Annotated in this window: 15 protein-coding genes; 6 read left to right on the forward strand and 9 right to left on the reverse strand. The window is 69.6% G+C overall.

All coding sequences use genetic code 11. The annotated features are described in order from the left end of the window. Positions 1-5: 5 nt before the first annotated feature. Both tsaE and BKK81_RS05650 read left to right on the forward strand, forming a co-directional pair. Positions 6-518, forward strand: a complete 513-nt coding sequence (tsaE, locus tag BKK81_RS05645; RefSeq protein ID WP_071011274.1) for a tRNA (adenosine(37)-N6)-threonylcarbamoyltransferase complex ATPase subunit type 1 TsaE — start codon at positions 6-8, stop codon at positions 516-518. Then, positions 512-2,059, forward strand: coding sequence for an N-acetylmuramoyl-L-alanine amidase (locus BKK81_RS05650; protein ID WP_071011276.1), 1,548 nt, complete (start codon positions 512-514; stop codon positions 2,057-2,059). Before tsaE ends, BKK81_RS05650 begins: the two co-directional genes overlap by 7 nt. Positions 2,060-2,190: 131 nt before the next feature. Here BKK81_RS05650 and BKK81_RS05655 read toward each other — a convergent pair whose 3' ends face one another. Further along, positions 2,191-3,219: a bile acid:sodium symporter family protein gene (locus BKK81_RS05655; RefSeq protein ID WP_071011277.1), complete on the reverse strand. Its 1,029-nt coding sequence runs from the start codon at positions 3,217-3,219 to the stop codon at positions 2,191-2,193. A gap of 136 nt (positions 3,220-3,355) precedes the next feature. Here BKK81_RS05655 and BKK81_RS05660 point away from each other — a divergent pair, with 136 nt between their 5' ends. Further along, positions 3,356-4,261, forward strand: coding sequence for a LysR family transcriptional regulator (locus BKK81_RS05660; RefSeq protein ID WP_071011278.1), 906 nt, complete (start codon positions 3,356-3,358; stop codon positions 4,259-4,261). Between the two features lie 71 nt (positions 4,262-4,332). Here the strand turns inward: BKK81_RS05660 and BKK81_RS05665 are convergent, their stop codons facing one another. Next, complete coding sequence (locus BKK81_RS05665; protein ID WP_071011279.1) at positions 4,333-5,091, reverse strand: class I SAM-dependent methyltransferase; 759 nt, start codon at positions 5,089-5,091, stop codon at positions 4,333-4,335. A gap of 145 nt (positions 5,092-5,236) precedes the next feature. Here BKK81_RS05665 and BKK81_RS05670 point away from each other — a divergent pair, with 145 nt between their 5' ends. Further along, entirely contained in the window at positions 5,237-6,157 is a 921-nt protein-coding gene (locus BKK81_RS05670; RefSeq protein WP_083383955.1) for an MmyB family transcriptional regulator, read from the forward strand. Positions 6,158-6,221: 64 nt separating this feature from the next. On the opposite strand, the gene BKK81_RS05675 is transcribed toward BKK81_RS05670, so the two are convergent. The 7 genes from BKK81_RS05675 to BKK81_RS05705 form a co-directional block, all read right to left on the reverse strand. Then, positions 6,222-6,980: a 3-hydroxyacyl-CoA dehydrogenase gene (locus BKK81_RS05675; RefSeq protein ID WP_071011280.1), complete on the reverse strand. Its 759-nt coding sequence runs from the start codon at positions 6,978-6,980 to the stop codon at positions 6,222-6,224. A gap of 238 nt (positions 6,981-7,218) precedes the next feature. Then, positions 7,219-7,884 carry an adenylate kinase gene (adk, locus tag BKK81_RS05680; RefSeq protein WP_071011281.1) on the reverse strand — a complete coding sequence of 222 codons (666 nt, stop codon included), beginning with the start codon at positions 7,882-7,884 and terminating at the stop codon, positions 7,219-7,221. 368 nt (positions 7,885-8,252) lie between these two features. Continuing rightward, positions 8,253-9,062, reverse strand: coding sequence for a 3-deoxy-manno-octulosonate cytidylyltransferase (gene kdsB / locus BKK81_RS05685; RefSeq protein WP_071011282.1), 810 nt, complete (start codon positions 9,060-9,062; stop codon positions 8,253-8,255). Between the two features lie 10 nt (positions 9,063-9,072). Then, complete coding sequence (locus BKK81_RS05690) at positions 9,073-9,261, reverse strand: Trm112 family protein (RefSeq protein ID WP_071011283.1); 189 nt, start codon at positions 9,259-9,261, stop codon at positions 9,073-9,075. Beyond that, complete coding sequence (gene lpxK, locus BKK81_RS05695; RefSeq protein WP_071011284.1) at positions 9,242-10,348, reverse strand: tetraacyldisaccharide 4'-kinase; 1,107 nt, start codon at positions 10,346-10,348, stop codon at positions 9,242-9,244. Before lpxK ends, BKK81_RS05690 begins: the two co-directional genes overlap by 20 nt. Positions 10,349-10,502: 154 nt before the next feature. Further along, positions 10,503-10,934, reverse strand: a complete 432-nt coding sequence (locus BKK81_RS05700; protein WP_071011285.1) for an ExbD/TolR family protein — start codon at positions 10,932-10,934, stop codon at positions 10,503-10,505. Between the two features lie 42 nt (positions 10,935-10,976). After that, positions 10,977-11,597, reverse strand: coding sequence for a MotA/TolQ/ExbB proton channel family protein (locus tag BKK81_RS05705; RefSeq protein WP_071016100.1), 621 nt, complete (start codon positions 11,595-11,597; stop codon positions 10,977-10,979). Positions 11,598-12,607: 1,010 nt separating this feature from the next. On the opposite strand from BKK81_RS05705, the gene xseA reads away from it, so the two are divergent. Both xseA and sodB read left to right on the forward strand, forming a co-directional pair. Continuing rightward, entirely contained in the window at positions 12,608-13,993 is a 1,386-nt protein-coding gene (gene xseA, locus BKK81_RS05710) for an exodeoxyribonuclease VII large subunit (protein ID WP_071011286.1), read from the forward strand. A gap of 126 nt (positions 13,994-14,119) precedes the next feature. Continuing rightward, positions 14,120-14,701, forward strand: coding sequence for a superoxide dismutase [Fe] (gene sodB / locus BKK81_RS05715; RefSeq protein ID WP_071011287.1), 582 nt, complete (start codon positions 14,120-14,122; stop codon positions 14,699-14,701). Positions 14,702-14,982 lie beyond the last annotated feature (281 nt).

The raw sequence follows: 14,982 nt of genomic DNA on the forward strand, positions 1-14,982 counted from the left end.
ACGCAATGCCCCTGCTCGAAGAACGCTCCCTGCCCCTGCCCGACGAGACGGCCACCGCCGCCCTCGGCGCCGCGCTCGCCCAGGCGGTGCGCATCCTGCCGCCCCAGGCCATCCATGTGCAACTGTCCGGCGACCTCGGCGCGGGCAAGACCACGCTGTCGCGCGCCATCCTGCGGGCGCTGGGCCATGCGGGCAAGGTGCGCAGTCCCACCTACACGCTGTGCGAGCCCTACCAGGTGGCGCGCGCCGACGGCTCGCCGCTGACGGTCTACCACTTCGACCTCTACCGCTTCGCCGACCCCGAGGAGTGGATCGACGCCGGTTTCCGCGACTGCTTCGCGGAGCCGGCCCTGAGCCTGGTCGAATGGCCGGAGAAGGCCGGCACCCTGCTCGGGGAACCAGACCTGCATCTGTTGCTTCAAACGGACACGGCCGCGGCCGATATCGCAGCCGAGGGGCGCATCGCCTTGCTGCGCGCCTATACTCCCACTGGACTGACCTTGCTGAACGCATGCTGATCAAGCGACTCGCCACCGACCGACCCGATGGACCAGACGGCCTGCTGCCGGCCCGCCGCAAATGGATGGCGCAATGCCTGAAGGCGGGCGCCGGCACGGTGGTGCTGACGCTGGCCGGCACGCAGATCGCGCGCGGCGCCGGCATCGTGGCGGTGCGGGTCTGGCCCGCCGAAGACTACACGCGCGTCACCATCGAATCCGATGCGCCGCTGGCGGCGGTGCACCAGATGGTGCGCAATCCGGATCGCCTGGTGGTGGACGTCGACGGCCTCGACCTCTCGCCCACGCTGCGCGAGCTGGTGGCCAAGGTCACCCCCAACGATCCCTATATCCAGAGCGTGCGCGTCGGCCAGAACCGCCCGCGCGTGGTCCGCCTGGTGTTCGACCTGAAGGAAGACGTCACGCCCCAGGTGTTCACGCTGGCGCCGATCGGCAATTACCGCAATCGCCTGGTGTTCGACCTCTACCCGGTCAATCCGCCCGACCCGCTGTGGAAGCTGGTGCGCGAAACCGAGGACAAGCAGCGGCGCTACGCCGAGGCGGCGCCCCCGCTGGCGGACGGCACGGCCGCCGCCGGCGCGGGCGGCCTGGGCAGCGCCGCCATCGCGGGTGCCCAGGGCGCGGGCGAGGAGGATGCCATCGGTGCCCTGGTGCGGCGCTTCGACGAGAAGGGCCCGGCCGGCACGACGGCACCGCCGCCGCTGCCGCCGATGGCCGCGGCCAGGCCGAGGCCCGCACCGGTCCCGGCACCCGAGCGTGCTCCGTCCGCGCCCGCGGCGCCGCCGCCGATGGCGCAGGCCAATATCCCCGCCGAGCGCCCGCTCAAGATGCGCCGCCTGCTGACGGTGGCCATCGACCCCGGCCACGGCGGCGAGGATCCTGGTGCGATCGGCGCGGCCGGCTCGCGCGAGAAGGACGTGGTGCTGCAGATCGCCAGCCGCCTGCGCGCCAAGATCGACGCCCAGCCCAATATGCGCGCGATGATGACGCGCGATGCCGATTTCTTCGTGCCGCTCAACGTGCGCGTGCAGAAGGCCCGCCGCGTGCAGGCCGACCTGTTCGTTTCCATCCACGCCGATGCCTTCCTGTCGCCGGAGGCGCGCGGTGCCTCGGTGTTCGCGCTGTCCGAGCGCGGTGCCTCGAGCAGCGCGGCGCGCTGGCTGGCCAACAAGGAAAACTCCGCCGACCTGATCGGCGGCGCCAATATGAGCAACAAGGATGCACAGGTCGCGCGCGTGCTGCTGGACCTGTCCACCACGGCGCAGATCAACGACAGCCTGCAGCTCGGCAAGTCCGTGCTGGGCGAGATCGGCGGCGTCAACCGGCTGCACAAGGGCAGCGTCGAGCAGGCCGCCTTCGCCGTGCTGAAGGCGCCGGACATCCCGTCCATCCTGGTCGAGACCGCCTTCATCAGCAATCCCGAGGAAGAGCGCAAGCTCAACGACGACAGCCACCAGGAACAGCTGGCCAACGCCATCCTGCGCGGCATCCGCAACTACTTCGCGCGCAATCCGCCGCTGTCCAAGAACCCTTCGGTCTGATGATCTGAGGCGCTGAAGCCCTGGGCCAATCCCAGGACACCGGCCGGCCGTGCGTGGCACAACAAAACAAGACGGGGCGCCCAAGGGCGCCCCGTCCTGCATGCGGCCGGGGCCGCGCGGGAGGGTCGGATTCAGGCGCGCACCGGCGCGGCACCCGGGTTCCTGGCCTCGTCACGGTTGGCGTAGCGCGAGGCGATCACCGAGCAGACGATCAGCTGCAGCTGGTGGTAGACCATCAGCGGCAGCACCAGCAGGCCCAGGGCGGGGTGCCCGGCGAATAGGATCTTGGCCATCGGGATGCCGTTGGCCAGGCTCTTCTTCGAGCCGCAGAACACCGCCGTGATCTCGTCCTCGACCGGGAAGCCCATGCGGCGCGCGGTGAAGGTGGTGGTGCACAGGATCACGAACAGCAGCACGGCGGCCAGGGCCATCACGCTGGCGATCATCTGCCAGTGGTACTTGTGCCAGAGGCCGGCGGCGGTGGCATCGCAGAACGAGGAGTAGACGATCAGCACGATCACGCCGCGGTCGATCTTGTTGGTGACCTGCTTCTTCTTGGCCAGCCAGTTGCCGATCAGCGGGCGCGCAACCTGGCCCAGCGCGAACGGCAGCAGCAGTTGCAGCGCCACGCCGAGCAGGGCCTTGCCCAGCGGCATCGAGGCGCCGCTGGCGCTGATCACCAGGCCCATCAGCAGCGGCGTCACCAGCATGCCGATCAGGCCGGAGATGGTCGCGTTGAAGATGGCGGCCGGCACGTTGCCGCGTGCCATCGAAGTCATCGCCACCGACGACGACACCGTGGACGGCAGCGCGCACAGGTAGAACACGCCGAGCAGCAGCTCGGGCGGCAGCACCTTGCGCAGACCGATCATCAGCGCCACGCCCACGATGGGGAAGACCACGAAGGTGAAGCTCTGCACGAACAGGTGCAGGCGCCAGTGGCGCGCCCCGGCAACCAGCTTGTCGCGCGATAGCGCCGCGCCGTGCAGGAAGAACACCAGTGCGACACCGAGGTTGGTGACCAGGCCGAGATGCAGCGGACCATCACCGGTGCCGATCTCCGGCGCCAGCAGGGCGATGCCGATCGCGGTCAGCATCACCAGGATGAAGCCGTCGATCAACGCATACAGTTTCTTGAAAGGAAAGAGCAGGGTGGACATGTGGGTGGGGCGGCTGAAGATGGCTAAGGACGGCTAAGAACCGCTAAAGACAGGGAAAGACGGACTGAGTGGTATTGAACGCCATCGATGTCTAGAATGCAAATTCATTTATCGAATCCATTGATGCATTAACCGTATGAATTACACCCTCCGTCAATTGCGTGTTTTCCTCGCGGTGGCCGCGCATGGCAGCTTCAGCCGGGCCGCCGATGCGGTCGGCCTGACGCAGCCCGCCGTCAGCCGCGGCGTGGCGGAGCTGGAAGACGTGCTGGGCGTGCGCCTGCTCGACCGCACCACGCGGGAGGTGGTGCTGACCGAGGCAGGGCAGGCGCTGGTGCCGGCGCTGGAGCGCCTGCTGGAGCAGCTCGACGACACGCTGGAAGAAACGCGTCAGCTTGGCGAACGCTATCGCGGGCGCGTCGTGATAGCCAGCGCACCCACCATCTCGGCCAGGCTGATGCCGCTCTATGTGGCGGAATGTGCCCGGCGCTTCCCCGAGATCCGCCTGACGGTGCGCGACAACGTGCAGGCCGGCGGCCTCGAACAGATCCACGCCGGCGCGGTCGACTTCGGTGTGCTGGTCGACCCGCAGGCGCGCGAGGCGCTGACCATCGAGCCGCTGGCCACCGACCCCTTCTGCTTCGTCTGCCGCCGCGACCACCCGCTGGCGCAGCAGGCCACGGTGCCCTGGCGCGCGCTGGACGGCGTGCCGCTGGCCCTGCTCGACTTCGCCTCGGGCAGCCGGCCGCTGATCGACCGCATCCTGGCGCGGCACGGCGTGGTACCGCAAGTGGTGCAGGAGCTGGGCCACTCGGCGAGCGTGTTCGGCATGGTCGAGGCCGGTATCGGCGCCTCGGTGCTGCCTTCGCTGTCGCTGCCGCTGCCGGAGGCCTCGCCGCTGGTATGGCGGCCGCTGGTGCCGCGCGAGGAGCGCAGCATCGTGATGGTATGCCGCGAAGACCGCTCCTTGTCGCCCGCCGCCGCCGCGGTCTGGGACATGGTCCGTACCCTGCCGCTGCCGCAGGAGCCCGGCGCGGCGTGAGCCGTGCCGGGCCAGGGAGAGCGGAGGCCAGACGATGTCAGTCCTCGCTTACGTTTGCTCCGGTGCGGTGCTCAGCCCGGCTGGGCCGTGACCATCAACGCCTCCAGGGCGAAGCTGCCATCGGGCTGGACCCGATAGTGGCGGCTCACCTCGGCCGGCGCCAGCTGCCACAAGTGGCGGATCGCTTCGACGGCCACCGGCGCCGTGCGCATGCGCTTGACCCAGCTGTCGAACTCGATCTCGATGCGCCAGCCCGGCGACAGCGTGGCGGCGAAGCCGGCCTCGGCAAACATCTCCAGCCAGGCCGGGCCGGTGTAGTCGCGCACGTGCGAGGGATCGCGCAGCAGCTCGACCGACTGCAGCCAGGTGTCGCACAGCGGATCGGTCGAGCCGGCGATATCGATCAGCACCGCCTTGCCGCCGGGGGCCAGCACGCGCCGCATCTCGCGCAGCGCGGCCGGCACGTCGCGCCAGTGGTGGGCGCTCATGCGCGAGATCACCGCATCGAAGGCGGCGTCGGCGAAGGGCAGCACCTCGGCCGCGCCGTGGCGCGTGCGGACATTGTCCAGGCCACGGTCGCGCGCGGCCTGCGCCACCACGCCCAGCATGTCCTCGGAGAGATCGTAAGCCGTCACTTCGGCGGCCACGGGCGCGGCGGCGAAGCTGGCATGGCCGGCGCCGCAGCCCAGGTCGAGCACGCGCGGACGCGCCAGCGTCGCCAGCTCGGCGGCCAGGCGCGGCAGGTCCGGGCCCTGCGCATGGACCGTGCTGGTGAGGTAGGCGCTGGCGGTGGCGCCGAACTGGGAGGCGACGAGTTCTTGTTGTTGCATGGCGGATTCCTGGATGGGGTTGCTCGGCGTGGCGTCCCGGCCACGCTGCGGCCTTGCGCATCGCATGGCCTGGAGCTACTGTAGGCAGGCCCGTTTCCCGGGACAAGTCGTCAATTTATCCTGGTATAAGAATCACCAGCCTGCCATGTCCCCACTGCCTTCCCACCCTGATGCCACAGGGTTCGATCCCGCGCCCGCCGCCGCCCCCGCCGCCGCCCCCGACGCCGCCCCCGACGCCGCCCCCGACGCTGCCGGCGGCCTGCCCGGCACGCTCAGCCGTGAAGCCGCGCTCGGCGGCTTCCTGCGCGCCCACCGCGAGCGGCTGGCGCCGGCCGAGGTCGGCCTGCCGCCCGGGCGCCGGCGCCGCACGCCCGGCCTGCGGCGTGAAGAAGTAGCGCAGCTGGCCGGGCTCAGCGCGACCTGGGTGACCTGGCTGGAGCAGGGGCGTCCGGTGTCGTTGTCGGCGGGGGCGCTGGCCAGCCTCGCCGCGGCGCTGCGGCTGTCGCGCGCCGAACGGGCTTACCTGTTCGAACTGGCGGGGCGGCGGGATCCGCAGCTCGCCGGCGAGGAAGCGGCGCCGCCGGCGGTGCTCGCCAGCGTGCAGTCGATCGTGGGTCCTGCCTACGTTCTGGACCGGCAATGGAACGCGCTGGCCTGGAACGAGGCGGCGGCGGACCTGTTCGTCGGCTGGCTCGACGGCGCCTGCGGTGCCGACGGTGCCGACGGTGCCGGCACCGAGCGCAACCTGCTGCGCGCGATGTTCCTGTCGGCGCCGCTGCAGGCCCTGGTGGAGGACTGGCCGCACCGGGCAGCGCGCCTGGTGGCGGAATTTCGTGCGCACAGCATCCGCTATGCCGGCGAAGCGCCGACGCGCGCGCTGGTCGAAGGCCTGCTGCGCGACAGCGCGGCCTTCCGTGCCGACTGGCTGTCGCAGGACGTGGAGGAGCGCCAGGGCGGGCGGCGCGGCTTCCGTCACCCGCGCCGCGGCCTGCTGCATTTCGAGCAGCTCACGCTGCTGCCGGCGGCGGCGCCGGGCCTGATGCTGGTGATGCTGCTGCCGGCCTGAGCCGGCCTGACCCGTTCCTGCCCGGAGGGTCCGGGGCAGGAACAGCCGGCGCTGCGGCGCCGCCTTACTTCGGCTGCATCCGGATCGCGCCGTCCAGGCGGATCACCTCGCCGTTGAGCATGGTGTTGTCGAGGATGGCGCGTGCCAGCTTGGCGTATTCGGCCGGGCGTCCCAGGCGCGGCGGGAAGGGTACCGAGCGCCCCAGCGCGTCCTGGACTTCCTGCGGCATGCCCAGCAGCATCGGCGTCTCGAAGATGCCGGGGGCGATGGTCATGCAGCGCACGCCGTCGCGCGACAGGTCGCGCGCGATGGCCAGGGTCATGGCCACCACGCCGCCCTTCGAGGCGGCATAAGCGGCCTGGCCGATCTGGCCGTCGAAGGCCGCCACCGAGGCCGTGTTGATGATCACGCCGCGCTCGCCTTCGGCGTTCGGTGCGTTCTGCACCATGGCGGCGGCGGCCAGGCGGATCATATTGAAGGTGCCGACCAGGTTGATGCGGATGGTCTTGTCGAACTGCTCGAGCGGGAGCGGGCCGTTCTTGCCCACGGTCTTGCCGGCGGTGGCGATGCCGGCGCAGTTGACCAGGCCGGCCAGCTTGCCCAATGCCAGGGCCGCCGCGACCACCGCCTGGCCATCGGCCTCGGAGGTGACGTCGCACTTGACGAAGCGGCCGCCGATCTCGGCCGCCAGCGCGCTGCCGGCGGCCTCGTTGAGGTCGGCGATCACGACTTTGCCGCCGGCTTCCGCCAGCATGCGGGCAGTACCGGCGCCCAGCCCGGAGGCGCCGCCGGTGACGATGAATGCGTTGTCGCGGATTTCCATTTGCTGTCTCTTCCTTTCGCTCTGGCGGCGGTTCGCCCGGCCGCTCGGTCCGTCGGATGTGCCGCACGCCGGGTCGGTGCCGGCGCGGCTTCTCGTCTGACGTTTACGTAAACGTCAATGCATCGGTATTGTACGGGGCGGCAGGCGCAGCGCAAGGGGGTGCCGCACGGGCACGGTGCGGGCGGCGACGAAAAAAAAAGCGACCCTTGCGGGTCGCTTCGTTCGCGGCGGTGCCGGCTTACTTGAGGGCGTCGAAGGCGCGCGCGGTGATGTCTTCCACGCTGCCCAGGCCCAGGATCTTGCGGTACTGCGGCGGAGCCACCTTGGCGGCGGCGTCGCCCTTGGCGGCCCAGTCCGAGTAATAGTCCACCAGCGGGCGGGTCTGCTGCGAATAGACGTCGAGGCGCTTGCGCACCGTGTCTTCCTTGTCGTCGTCGCGCTGGATCAGGGCCTCGCCGGTCTCGTCGTCGACGTTGTCGACCTTGGGCGGGTTGTACTTGACGTGGTAGGTCCGGCCCGAGGCCACGTGCACGCGGCGGCCGCTCATGCGCTCGATGATGGCGTCGAAGGGGACGTCGATCTCCAGCACGTAGTCGATAGCCACGCCGGCTTCCTTCATGGCCTCGGCCTGGGGAATGGTGCGCGGGAAGCCGTCGAACAGGTACCCGTTCTTGCAGTCGTCTGCCTGCAGGCGATCCTTGACCAGGCCGATGATGATGTCGTCCGACACCAGGCCGCCCGCATCCATCACCTTCTTGGCCGCCACGCCCAGCGGCGTGCCTGCCTTCACTGCGGCGCGCAGCATGTCACCGGTGGAGATCTGCGGGATGCCGAACTTCTCGCAGATGAACTTGGCTTGCGTGCCTTTGCCGGCGCCGGGCGCGCCCAACAGGATCAAACGCATTTACGGGTCCTCAGAGTTTTGAATCTGGTCAGGCGGGGGGAACAAGACGGAGGGTAGCGCCTGAACTTGACGCAGGGCTTACCGCGGGGCTGTTGCCGCGGGCCGCATCGGGTTCAGGTCAGGTGACGGTCGGTACGCCCGCGGCCCGCCGCAAGGGCAGGGGCCGGCGCCGCCGAACGGGCTCGATCTCTATCTCCCCACCGAGCCTTGTCCGGTCGCTCCCGGCGGCCGGCGGCTCTGTATGGTCAAGCATTATGCCACGAGGGCGCGGGAAATCGGCCTGCCGGCGGGAGTTAAGCTGTATTGACAGCAATGTTCCCGCTTGACAGGGCCCCGGCCCGCCAGGAATTTGCGCGCCCCCCGGGCGCTCAGGGCCCTTCCTGGGCCATGGCCTCGGCCCACAGCGCGCGCACGCGTTCCAGGTCGGCCCGGGTGTCGACGCCGGGCGCCGGGGCCGCGTCGGTCTGCAGCACGCCGATACGCTCGCCGTGCCACATGGCGCGCAACTGCTCCAGCGCCTCGGTCTGCTCGACCGGTGCCGCCGCCAGCGCCGGAAAGCGGCGCAGGAAACCGGCCCGGTAGGCGTACAGGCCGATATGGCGCAGCACCGGCATGGCCGGCAGCGGCACCTGGGCGCCGGCCGCCGGCTGGGTGGGCACCTGGCTCCAGGCATCGCGTGCCCAGGGGATGGGCGCGCGCGAGAAGTACAGTGCGCGGTCGGCGGCATCGCACACCACCTTGACCACGTTCGGGTTGAAGACTTCGGCCACCTCGTGCAGCGGATGCGCGGCGGTACTGATGGCGCAGTCGGGATGCGCCGCCAGGTGCAGGGCCACTTCGTCGATCAGTTGCGGTGCGATCAGCGGCTCGTCGCCCTGCACGTTGACCACGATGGCATCGTCGGGCAGGCCCAGCAGGCCGACCACCTCGGCCAGCCGGTCGGTGCCGGTGGCATGGTCGGCGCGTGTCAGCAGCGCCTCCACGCCGTGCGCTGCGCAGGCCTGCAGCACGCTGTCGGCGTCGGTGGCCACCACCGTGCGGTGCGCCGACGACGCATGGGCGCGCTCGGCCACCCGCACCACCATCGGCTTGCCGCCGATGTCGGCCAGCGGCTTGTCGGGCAGCCGCGTGGACGCCAGCCGCGCCGGGATCACCACGGTGAAGGCGGGGATGCTCATGGCCGCACGCTCACTCGGGGTTGACCACGCGGCCGGGCACGGTCTGGCGTGCCTCGTCGGCCAGCATGACGGGGATGCCGTCGCGGATCGGGTAGGCCAGCTTGTCGGCGTGGCAGATCAGTTCCTGGGCGGCGCGGTCGTATTCGAGCTTGCCCTTGCACAGGGGGCAGACCAGGATTTCAAGCAGCCGGTTGTCCATCTCGGTGTTCCTTGGTGAGGCTTCCCGCCGCCGCTGCGGCCGCGGCGGCAGCCGGTGCGGCTGCCTGCGCGCGCGCCGCCACGGCGCCGCGGATCTTGTCGATCAGGCCCGCATCGATCACGGGCGTGGTGGGGACGACCCAGATGCGCGGGTCGTCGAAGCGCTCGCATTTTACGGCATCCTTCTCGGTGATCAGGATGGCATCGGCGCTGCGCGCGGCTTCGTCGTCGGCAAAGGGGTCGATCGCGAAGTCATAGTGGTCGGGCAGCGGCAGCGTGGCGGGCGCGAGGCCGGCCGCGCGCAGGCTGGCGAAGAAGCGTTCCGGATTGCCGATGCCCGCCGCGGCCAGCACGCGCTGCCCGGCGAAACCGGAGAGCGGGCGGGCCATGGCCGGGTCGACCAGCTGCCAGGCGTCGCCGGGCTCCAGTCGCATGCCGTAGACATCGGGGCGGTCCGGCGAAGCGCGGAAATCCGGGTCGTTGATCAGGGTGGCGTCACGCCGGCGCGACAGCGGTTCGCGCAGCGGGCCGGCCGGCAGCAGCAAGCCGTTGCCACCCATGCGGGTGTCGAACATGACGATCTCGAAGTCGCGCTGCAGGCGGTAGTGCTGCAGGCCGTCGTCGAGCAGCAGCACGTTGACGCCGGGGTGGCGTACCAGCAGCGTCTGCGCGCAGGCGGCGCGGTCGGGGAAGACCCAGACCGGCACGTCGGTGCTGCGCGCGATCAGCAGCGGCTCGTCGCCGACGTCGGCGGCCCGCGAGCTGGCGCTGACGCGGCGCGGCCGCTCCAGCTTGACGCCGTAGCCGCGCGAGACCACGCCGGGACGCAGCCCGGCTTCCTGCAGTGCCTGCGCCAGGGCGATCACCGCGGGGGTCTTGCCGGTGCCGCCCACGGTCACGTTGCCGACCACCACCACCGGCACCGGCAGCCGCGTCGAGCGCAGCCAGCCGCGCCGGAAGGCCAGCCGCCGCGCGGCGCTGATGGCGCCAAACAGCAGCGACAGGGGCCACATCAGCCAGGCGAAGCCGCCACGGCGCTGCCACTGGGCGGTGACGAAGTCAGCGAGATGGTGGCGTGGAACGGGCATGGTGCGGAGGGCAGGTGGGTGGAAGGGCGGATGGCAGGGCAGGTGGAACCGGCCCGCCCTGCCATGGCAAGGGCGCCGGCAGGCGGCCGGCACGGCGGCTCCAATCATTATGGGCATTGCGCAGCGCATGCTGCAAGCCCGCGGCCGGCGGGTCTCAGCGCGGCTGCTGGCTCTGCGTGGCGAAGGTCAGGCGCGGCAGGCCGGCCAGGCGCGCTGCCTCCAGCACATTGATGACAGCCTGGTGGGTGGCCTGCGCATCGGCGTTGACGACCACCACCGGCGGCTGGCCGCCGTTGTCCGGGCCGGCCGCACTGCGCAGGTGGTCGGCCAGGCTGGTGACATCCTTGAACTCCAGGATTTCCTTGTTGACCGCGTAGACGCCGCGCGCGGAAACCGAGACCAGGATCTCGGCCGGGCGCTGCCGGGTGCGTTCGGCATCGGCGGTGGGCAGCTGGATCTGCAGCTCGCTGAAGCGCGAATAGGTGGTCGTGATCATCAGGAAGATCAGGATCACGAGCAGCACGTCGATGAGCGGGATCAGATTGATCTCCGGCTCCTCGCGCCGCTGGCGGGAACGGAAGCGCATGATGGCGGATATCCGGGGCAGGCGGGGCGGGTGGGACGGCCGTCAGCCGCGCCGCGGCGGCAGGATCGCGTCGAGGAAGGAGGCGGCGCGGAATTCCAGCTCGGCCACGTAGTCGTCGACGCGGCGGCGGAAGAAGCGCCAGAAGATCAGCGCGGGGATCGCCACGATCAGCCCGAGCGCGGTGTTGTAGAGCGCCACCGAGATGCCGTGCGCGAGTTGCTCGGGGTTGGTGCCGGTGCCCCCCTGGCTGCCGAAGATCTCGATCATGCCGATCACCGTGCCGAGCAGCCCCATCAGCGGGGCGACCGAGGCGATGGTGCCGAGCGCGTTCAGGTAGCGCTCCAGCTCGTGGGCCACTGCCCGGCCGGCTTCCTCGACCACCTCCTTGGCGGCATCGCGCGTGGTGTGCGGCTGCAGCGCCACATGGCGCAGGCCCGCGGCCAGTACGCGGCCGAGCGGCGAACCCTGTTCCAGGGCATTGACCGCCTCCGGCGTGGCGCGCCGCTGCTGCGCCACCGCCAGGGCTTCGTCATAAAGCCTGGGCGGCAGCACCTTGCTGCGCTGGAGGCTCAGGAAGCGCTCGACGATGAGCGCCAGCGCCAGCACCGAGGCCAGCAACAACGGCCAGATCGGCCAGCCGGCCGCTTGAATGATGGAAAACACGTGGAACCCCGGAATCGACTGCAGCATGGCGCCGGCTCCCAAGTCCTGCGCCGGCTGTTATCAAAAAAATCAGGCGCCACTCTAACGCGCGCCCGGATGGTGGGCAAGCCGCCGCGGCGCAGTGTCGGGCCGGCGCATCGCCGCGCGCGGCGCGCTTTCCACACGGGACAGGGACAGTCTTGTGGACGGATTGTGGAAAGCGCCCGGACAAGAGCGCTAAGTCATTGATGCCAAAGGGAAGAGGAATCTCTGCTTAAAAAATAGGCAGGCGCCTTCCCGATGCCGCCCGGGATGGCGGCATGGGCCTTTTCGCCCATCGCGGACCGCTGGCGGCAGCGCGGACGTGCCTGCCGGTGCCGTCAGGCGCCGATTTCCACATGGAAGCGGGACAGTGCTGTGGATCGGTTGTGGAAAGACTTCGGAGAAATAGCCTAAGCCTTTGATTGGAAAGAGTTTGTTTCATCCTGCCTAAAAAATGGGCAGTAGCCGGCGCATCGGCGGCAAGACGATGCCCCGCGACGGCCTGCCGTACTTTCCACATCGCTCAGGGACAGTCCTGTGGAGCGGTTGTGGATAAGTTGGGGAGCGGAAACGTAAACCGTTGATTCCCAAGGCGGAAGCCCCTCCCGCTCAAAAATTGGGCAGTGCCTGCCGCGCCGCCCTCGGGGCCGGTCCGGATGCCGCAGCGATTCCCGTCGCCGGCCAGCAAGACGCTTTGAGGTATGTTTTGCGGCACTTGTCTGCCGATCCCCGGGCTGCGTCTCAGGGTTTTCCAGAGATACTGTGGATAACTTTGTGAACAAGCCTTGGGCGCGGCCGGTAAGTCGTTGACGCGTAAGGAATTTGCTTAACTTGCCTAATTTTTGGCTTGGGCGAATCCTCATAAGAATCAAGGGCTTGTCGAGTATCCCGCGGGTTTGCGGGAGATGCTGTCATATTTCGGTAGCCTACTTGACAGACCCGTTATGCTGTGGACATGTCCACTTCCAGCCGCTTGACAGGCCCCGAGCATGACCGATTTCCAGAACTTCCAGCGTGAAACGCGATCTCCCGCACCGGCCGGCGGACGCGAGGTGATCCCGGTCGGGGAGCTCAACCATGCCATCGCCTCGCTGCTGGAACGCAGCTTTCCCCTGGCCTGGGTGCGCGGCGAAATCTCCAACTTCACGCGGGCCGCGAGCGGCCACTGGTATTTCTCGCTGAAGGATGCACGCGCGCAGATCCGCTGCGTGATGTTCCGCGGCCGCAACCAGCATGTCGATTTCGCTCCGCGCGAGGGCGAGGCGGTCGAAGTGCGGGCCCTGGTCTCGATGTACGAGGCGCGTGGCGAGGTCCAGCTCAATGTGGAGGCGATGCGCCGCGCCGGCGTCGGCAACCTGTACGAGGCGTTCCTGCGCCTGAAGGAAAAGCTGGCGGCGCAAGGACTGTTCGATCCCGCGCGCAAGCGCGAACTGCCCGCCCACCCGCGCACCATCGGCGTGGTCACTTCGCTGCAGGCGGCGGCGCTGCGCGACGTGCTGACCACGCTGCGCCGGCGTGCGCCGCACGTGCCGGTGGTGGTCTACCCGGTGCCGGTGCAGGGCGCGGGAGCGGCCGAGAAGATCGCCGCCATGCTCGAACTGGCCGGCCGCCGGGCCGAGTGCGACGTGCTGATCCTGTGCCGTGGCGGCGGCAGCATCGAAGACCTGTGGTCTTTCAACGAAGAGGTGGTGGCGCGCGCGGTGGCGGCCAGCCCGGTGCCGGTGGTATCGGGCGTGGGGCACGAGACCGACTTCACCATTGCCGACTTCGTCGCCGACGTGCGCGCGCCGACGCCGACCGCCGCGGCCGAGCTGGTGAGTCCGGACCGCGCCCAGCTGCTGCGGCAGGCCGCGCGCGAGCGCGAGCGCCTCGTGCGCGCCATGCGCGCGGCCATGGACCGCCGTGCCCAGCACCTCGACTGGCAGGCGCGCCGCCTGCGCAGCCCGCAGGCGCAACTGCAGGAACACCGCGCCCGCGTCGACAACCTGGCGCGCCACCTGCGGGCCGCCCTGCAGAGCGGGCTGGTCGCGCGCCGCCACCGCCAGCAGCTGCTCGGCATGCGCTGGGCGGCGGCCCGTCCCGACGTGGCGCCGGCGCGCGCCGAGCTCGGCCGCCTCGCGCTGCGCCTGCAGGCCGCCGCCGCGCGCGGGCAGGAGCGGGCCGCGCAGCGCCTGCACCGCGCCGCCGGTGCGCTTGAGCTGCTGGCGCCGCAGCGCACGCTCGAGCGCGGCTATGCAGTGCTGCTCGATGCGCGCGGCAAGGCCTTGCGCGCACCCTCCGAATTGCGCGCCGGCAGCGTGGTGGAGGCCCACCTGGCGGAGGGCGTGGCCGATCTCGCCATCGCCAGCGTGCAGCCCAAGCTGTCCGACTTCTGAGGCGCGGCGGGGCGATCCGGAATGAAGGGGATAGGGACGCAGGGGCATTGCCGGGTGCGTTTGCGCGGGTCTGGCAAGTCCCCTACAATCTTTTATTCCTGACCCACAACCCGCAGAGACAGAACAATGGAACATACTCTCCCCCCGCTTCCCTACGCACATGATGCGCTCGCTCCGCACATCTCGAAGGAGACCCTGGAGTTCCATCATGACAAGCATCACCAGACCTACGTCACGAACCTGAACAACCTGATCAAGGGCACCGAGTTCGAGAACGCCACGCTGGAAGAGATCGTCAAGAAGTCGTCCGGCGGTATCTTCAACAACGCCGCCCAGGTCTGGAACCACACCTTCTATTTCAACGGCCTGTCGCCCAAGGGCGGCGGCGCTCCGGCCGGCGCGCTGGCCGACGCCATCAACGCCAAGTGGGGCAGCTTCGACAAGTTCAAGGAAGAGTTCACCAAGACCGCCGTGGGCACCTTCGGTTCGGGCTGGGCCTGGCTGGTCAAGAAGGCCGACGGTTCGCTGGACCTGGTCTCGACCTCGAACGCCGCCACCCCGCTGACCACCGACGCCAAGCCGCTGCTGACCTGCGACGTGTGGGAACACGCCTACTACATCGACTACCGCAATGCCCGTCCGAAGTACGTCGAGGCATTCTGGAACCTGGTCAACTGGGAATTCGTCGGCCAGAACTTCGCCGGCTGATTGCCGCCGGTGTCTCACGGGCCGCCAGCGGCCCGCGAGACACGTGCATGCCAATCCTTGGCAATGCCGTCTGCCTTACCTGACGGCTGCCTGTCCGAGAGGCTGTTCACGCCCTCGGCAAGACAGCGCATCGAAGCCCCGGAGATTCCGGGGCTTTTTGTTTGTGCTCCGGCACGCTCCGGGGCCTGCCGTGGCTGAGGTCGCAGTTTGACTGCAGGCGCGCATCTTCCGGTATCTCCATTCGATTGTCTCCAGAAGTCCGTCGATCTGCGCAGAAGCTG

Origin of the sequence: Cupriavidus sp. USMAHM13, assembly GCF_001854285.1 — a bacterium.
Classification (GTDB): Bacteria; Pseudomonadota; Gammaproteobacteria; order Burkholderiales; family Burkholderiaceae; genus Cupriavidus; species Cupriavidus malaysiensis.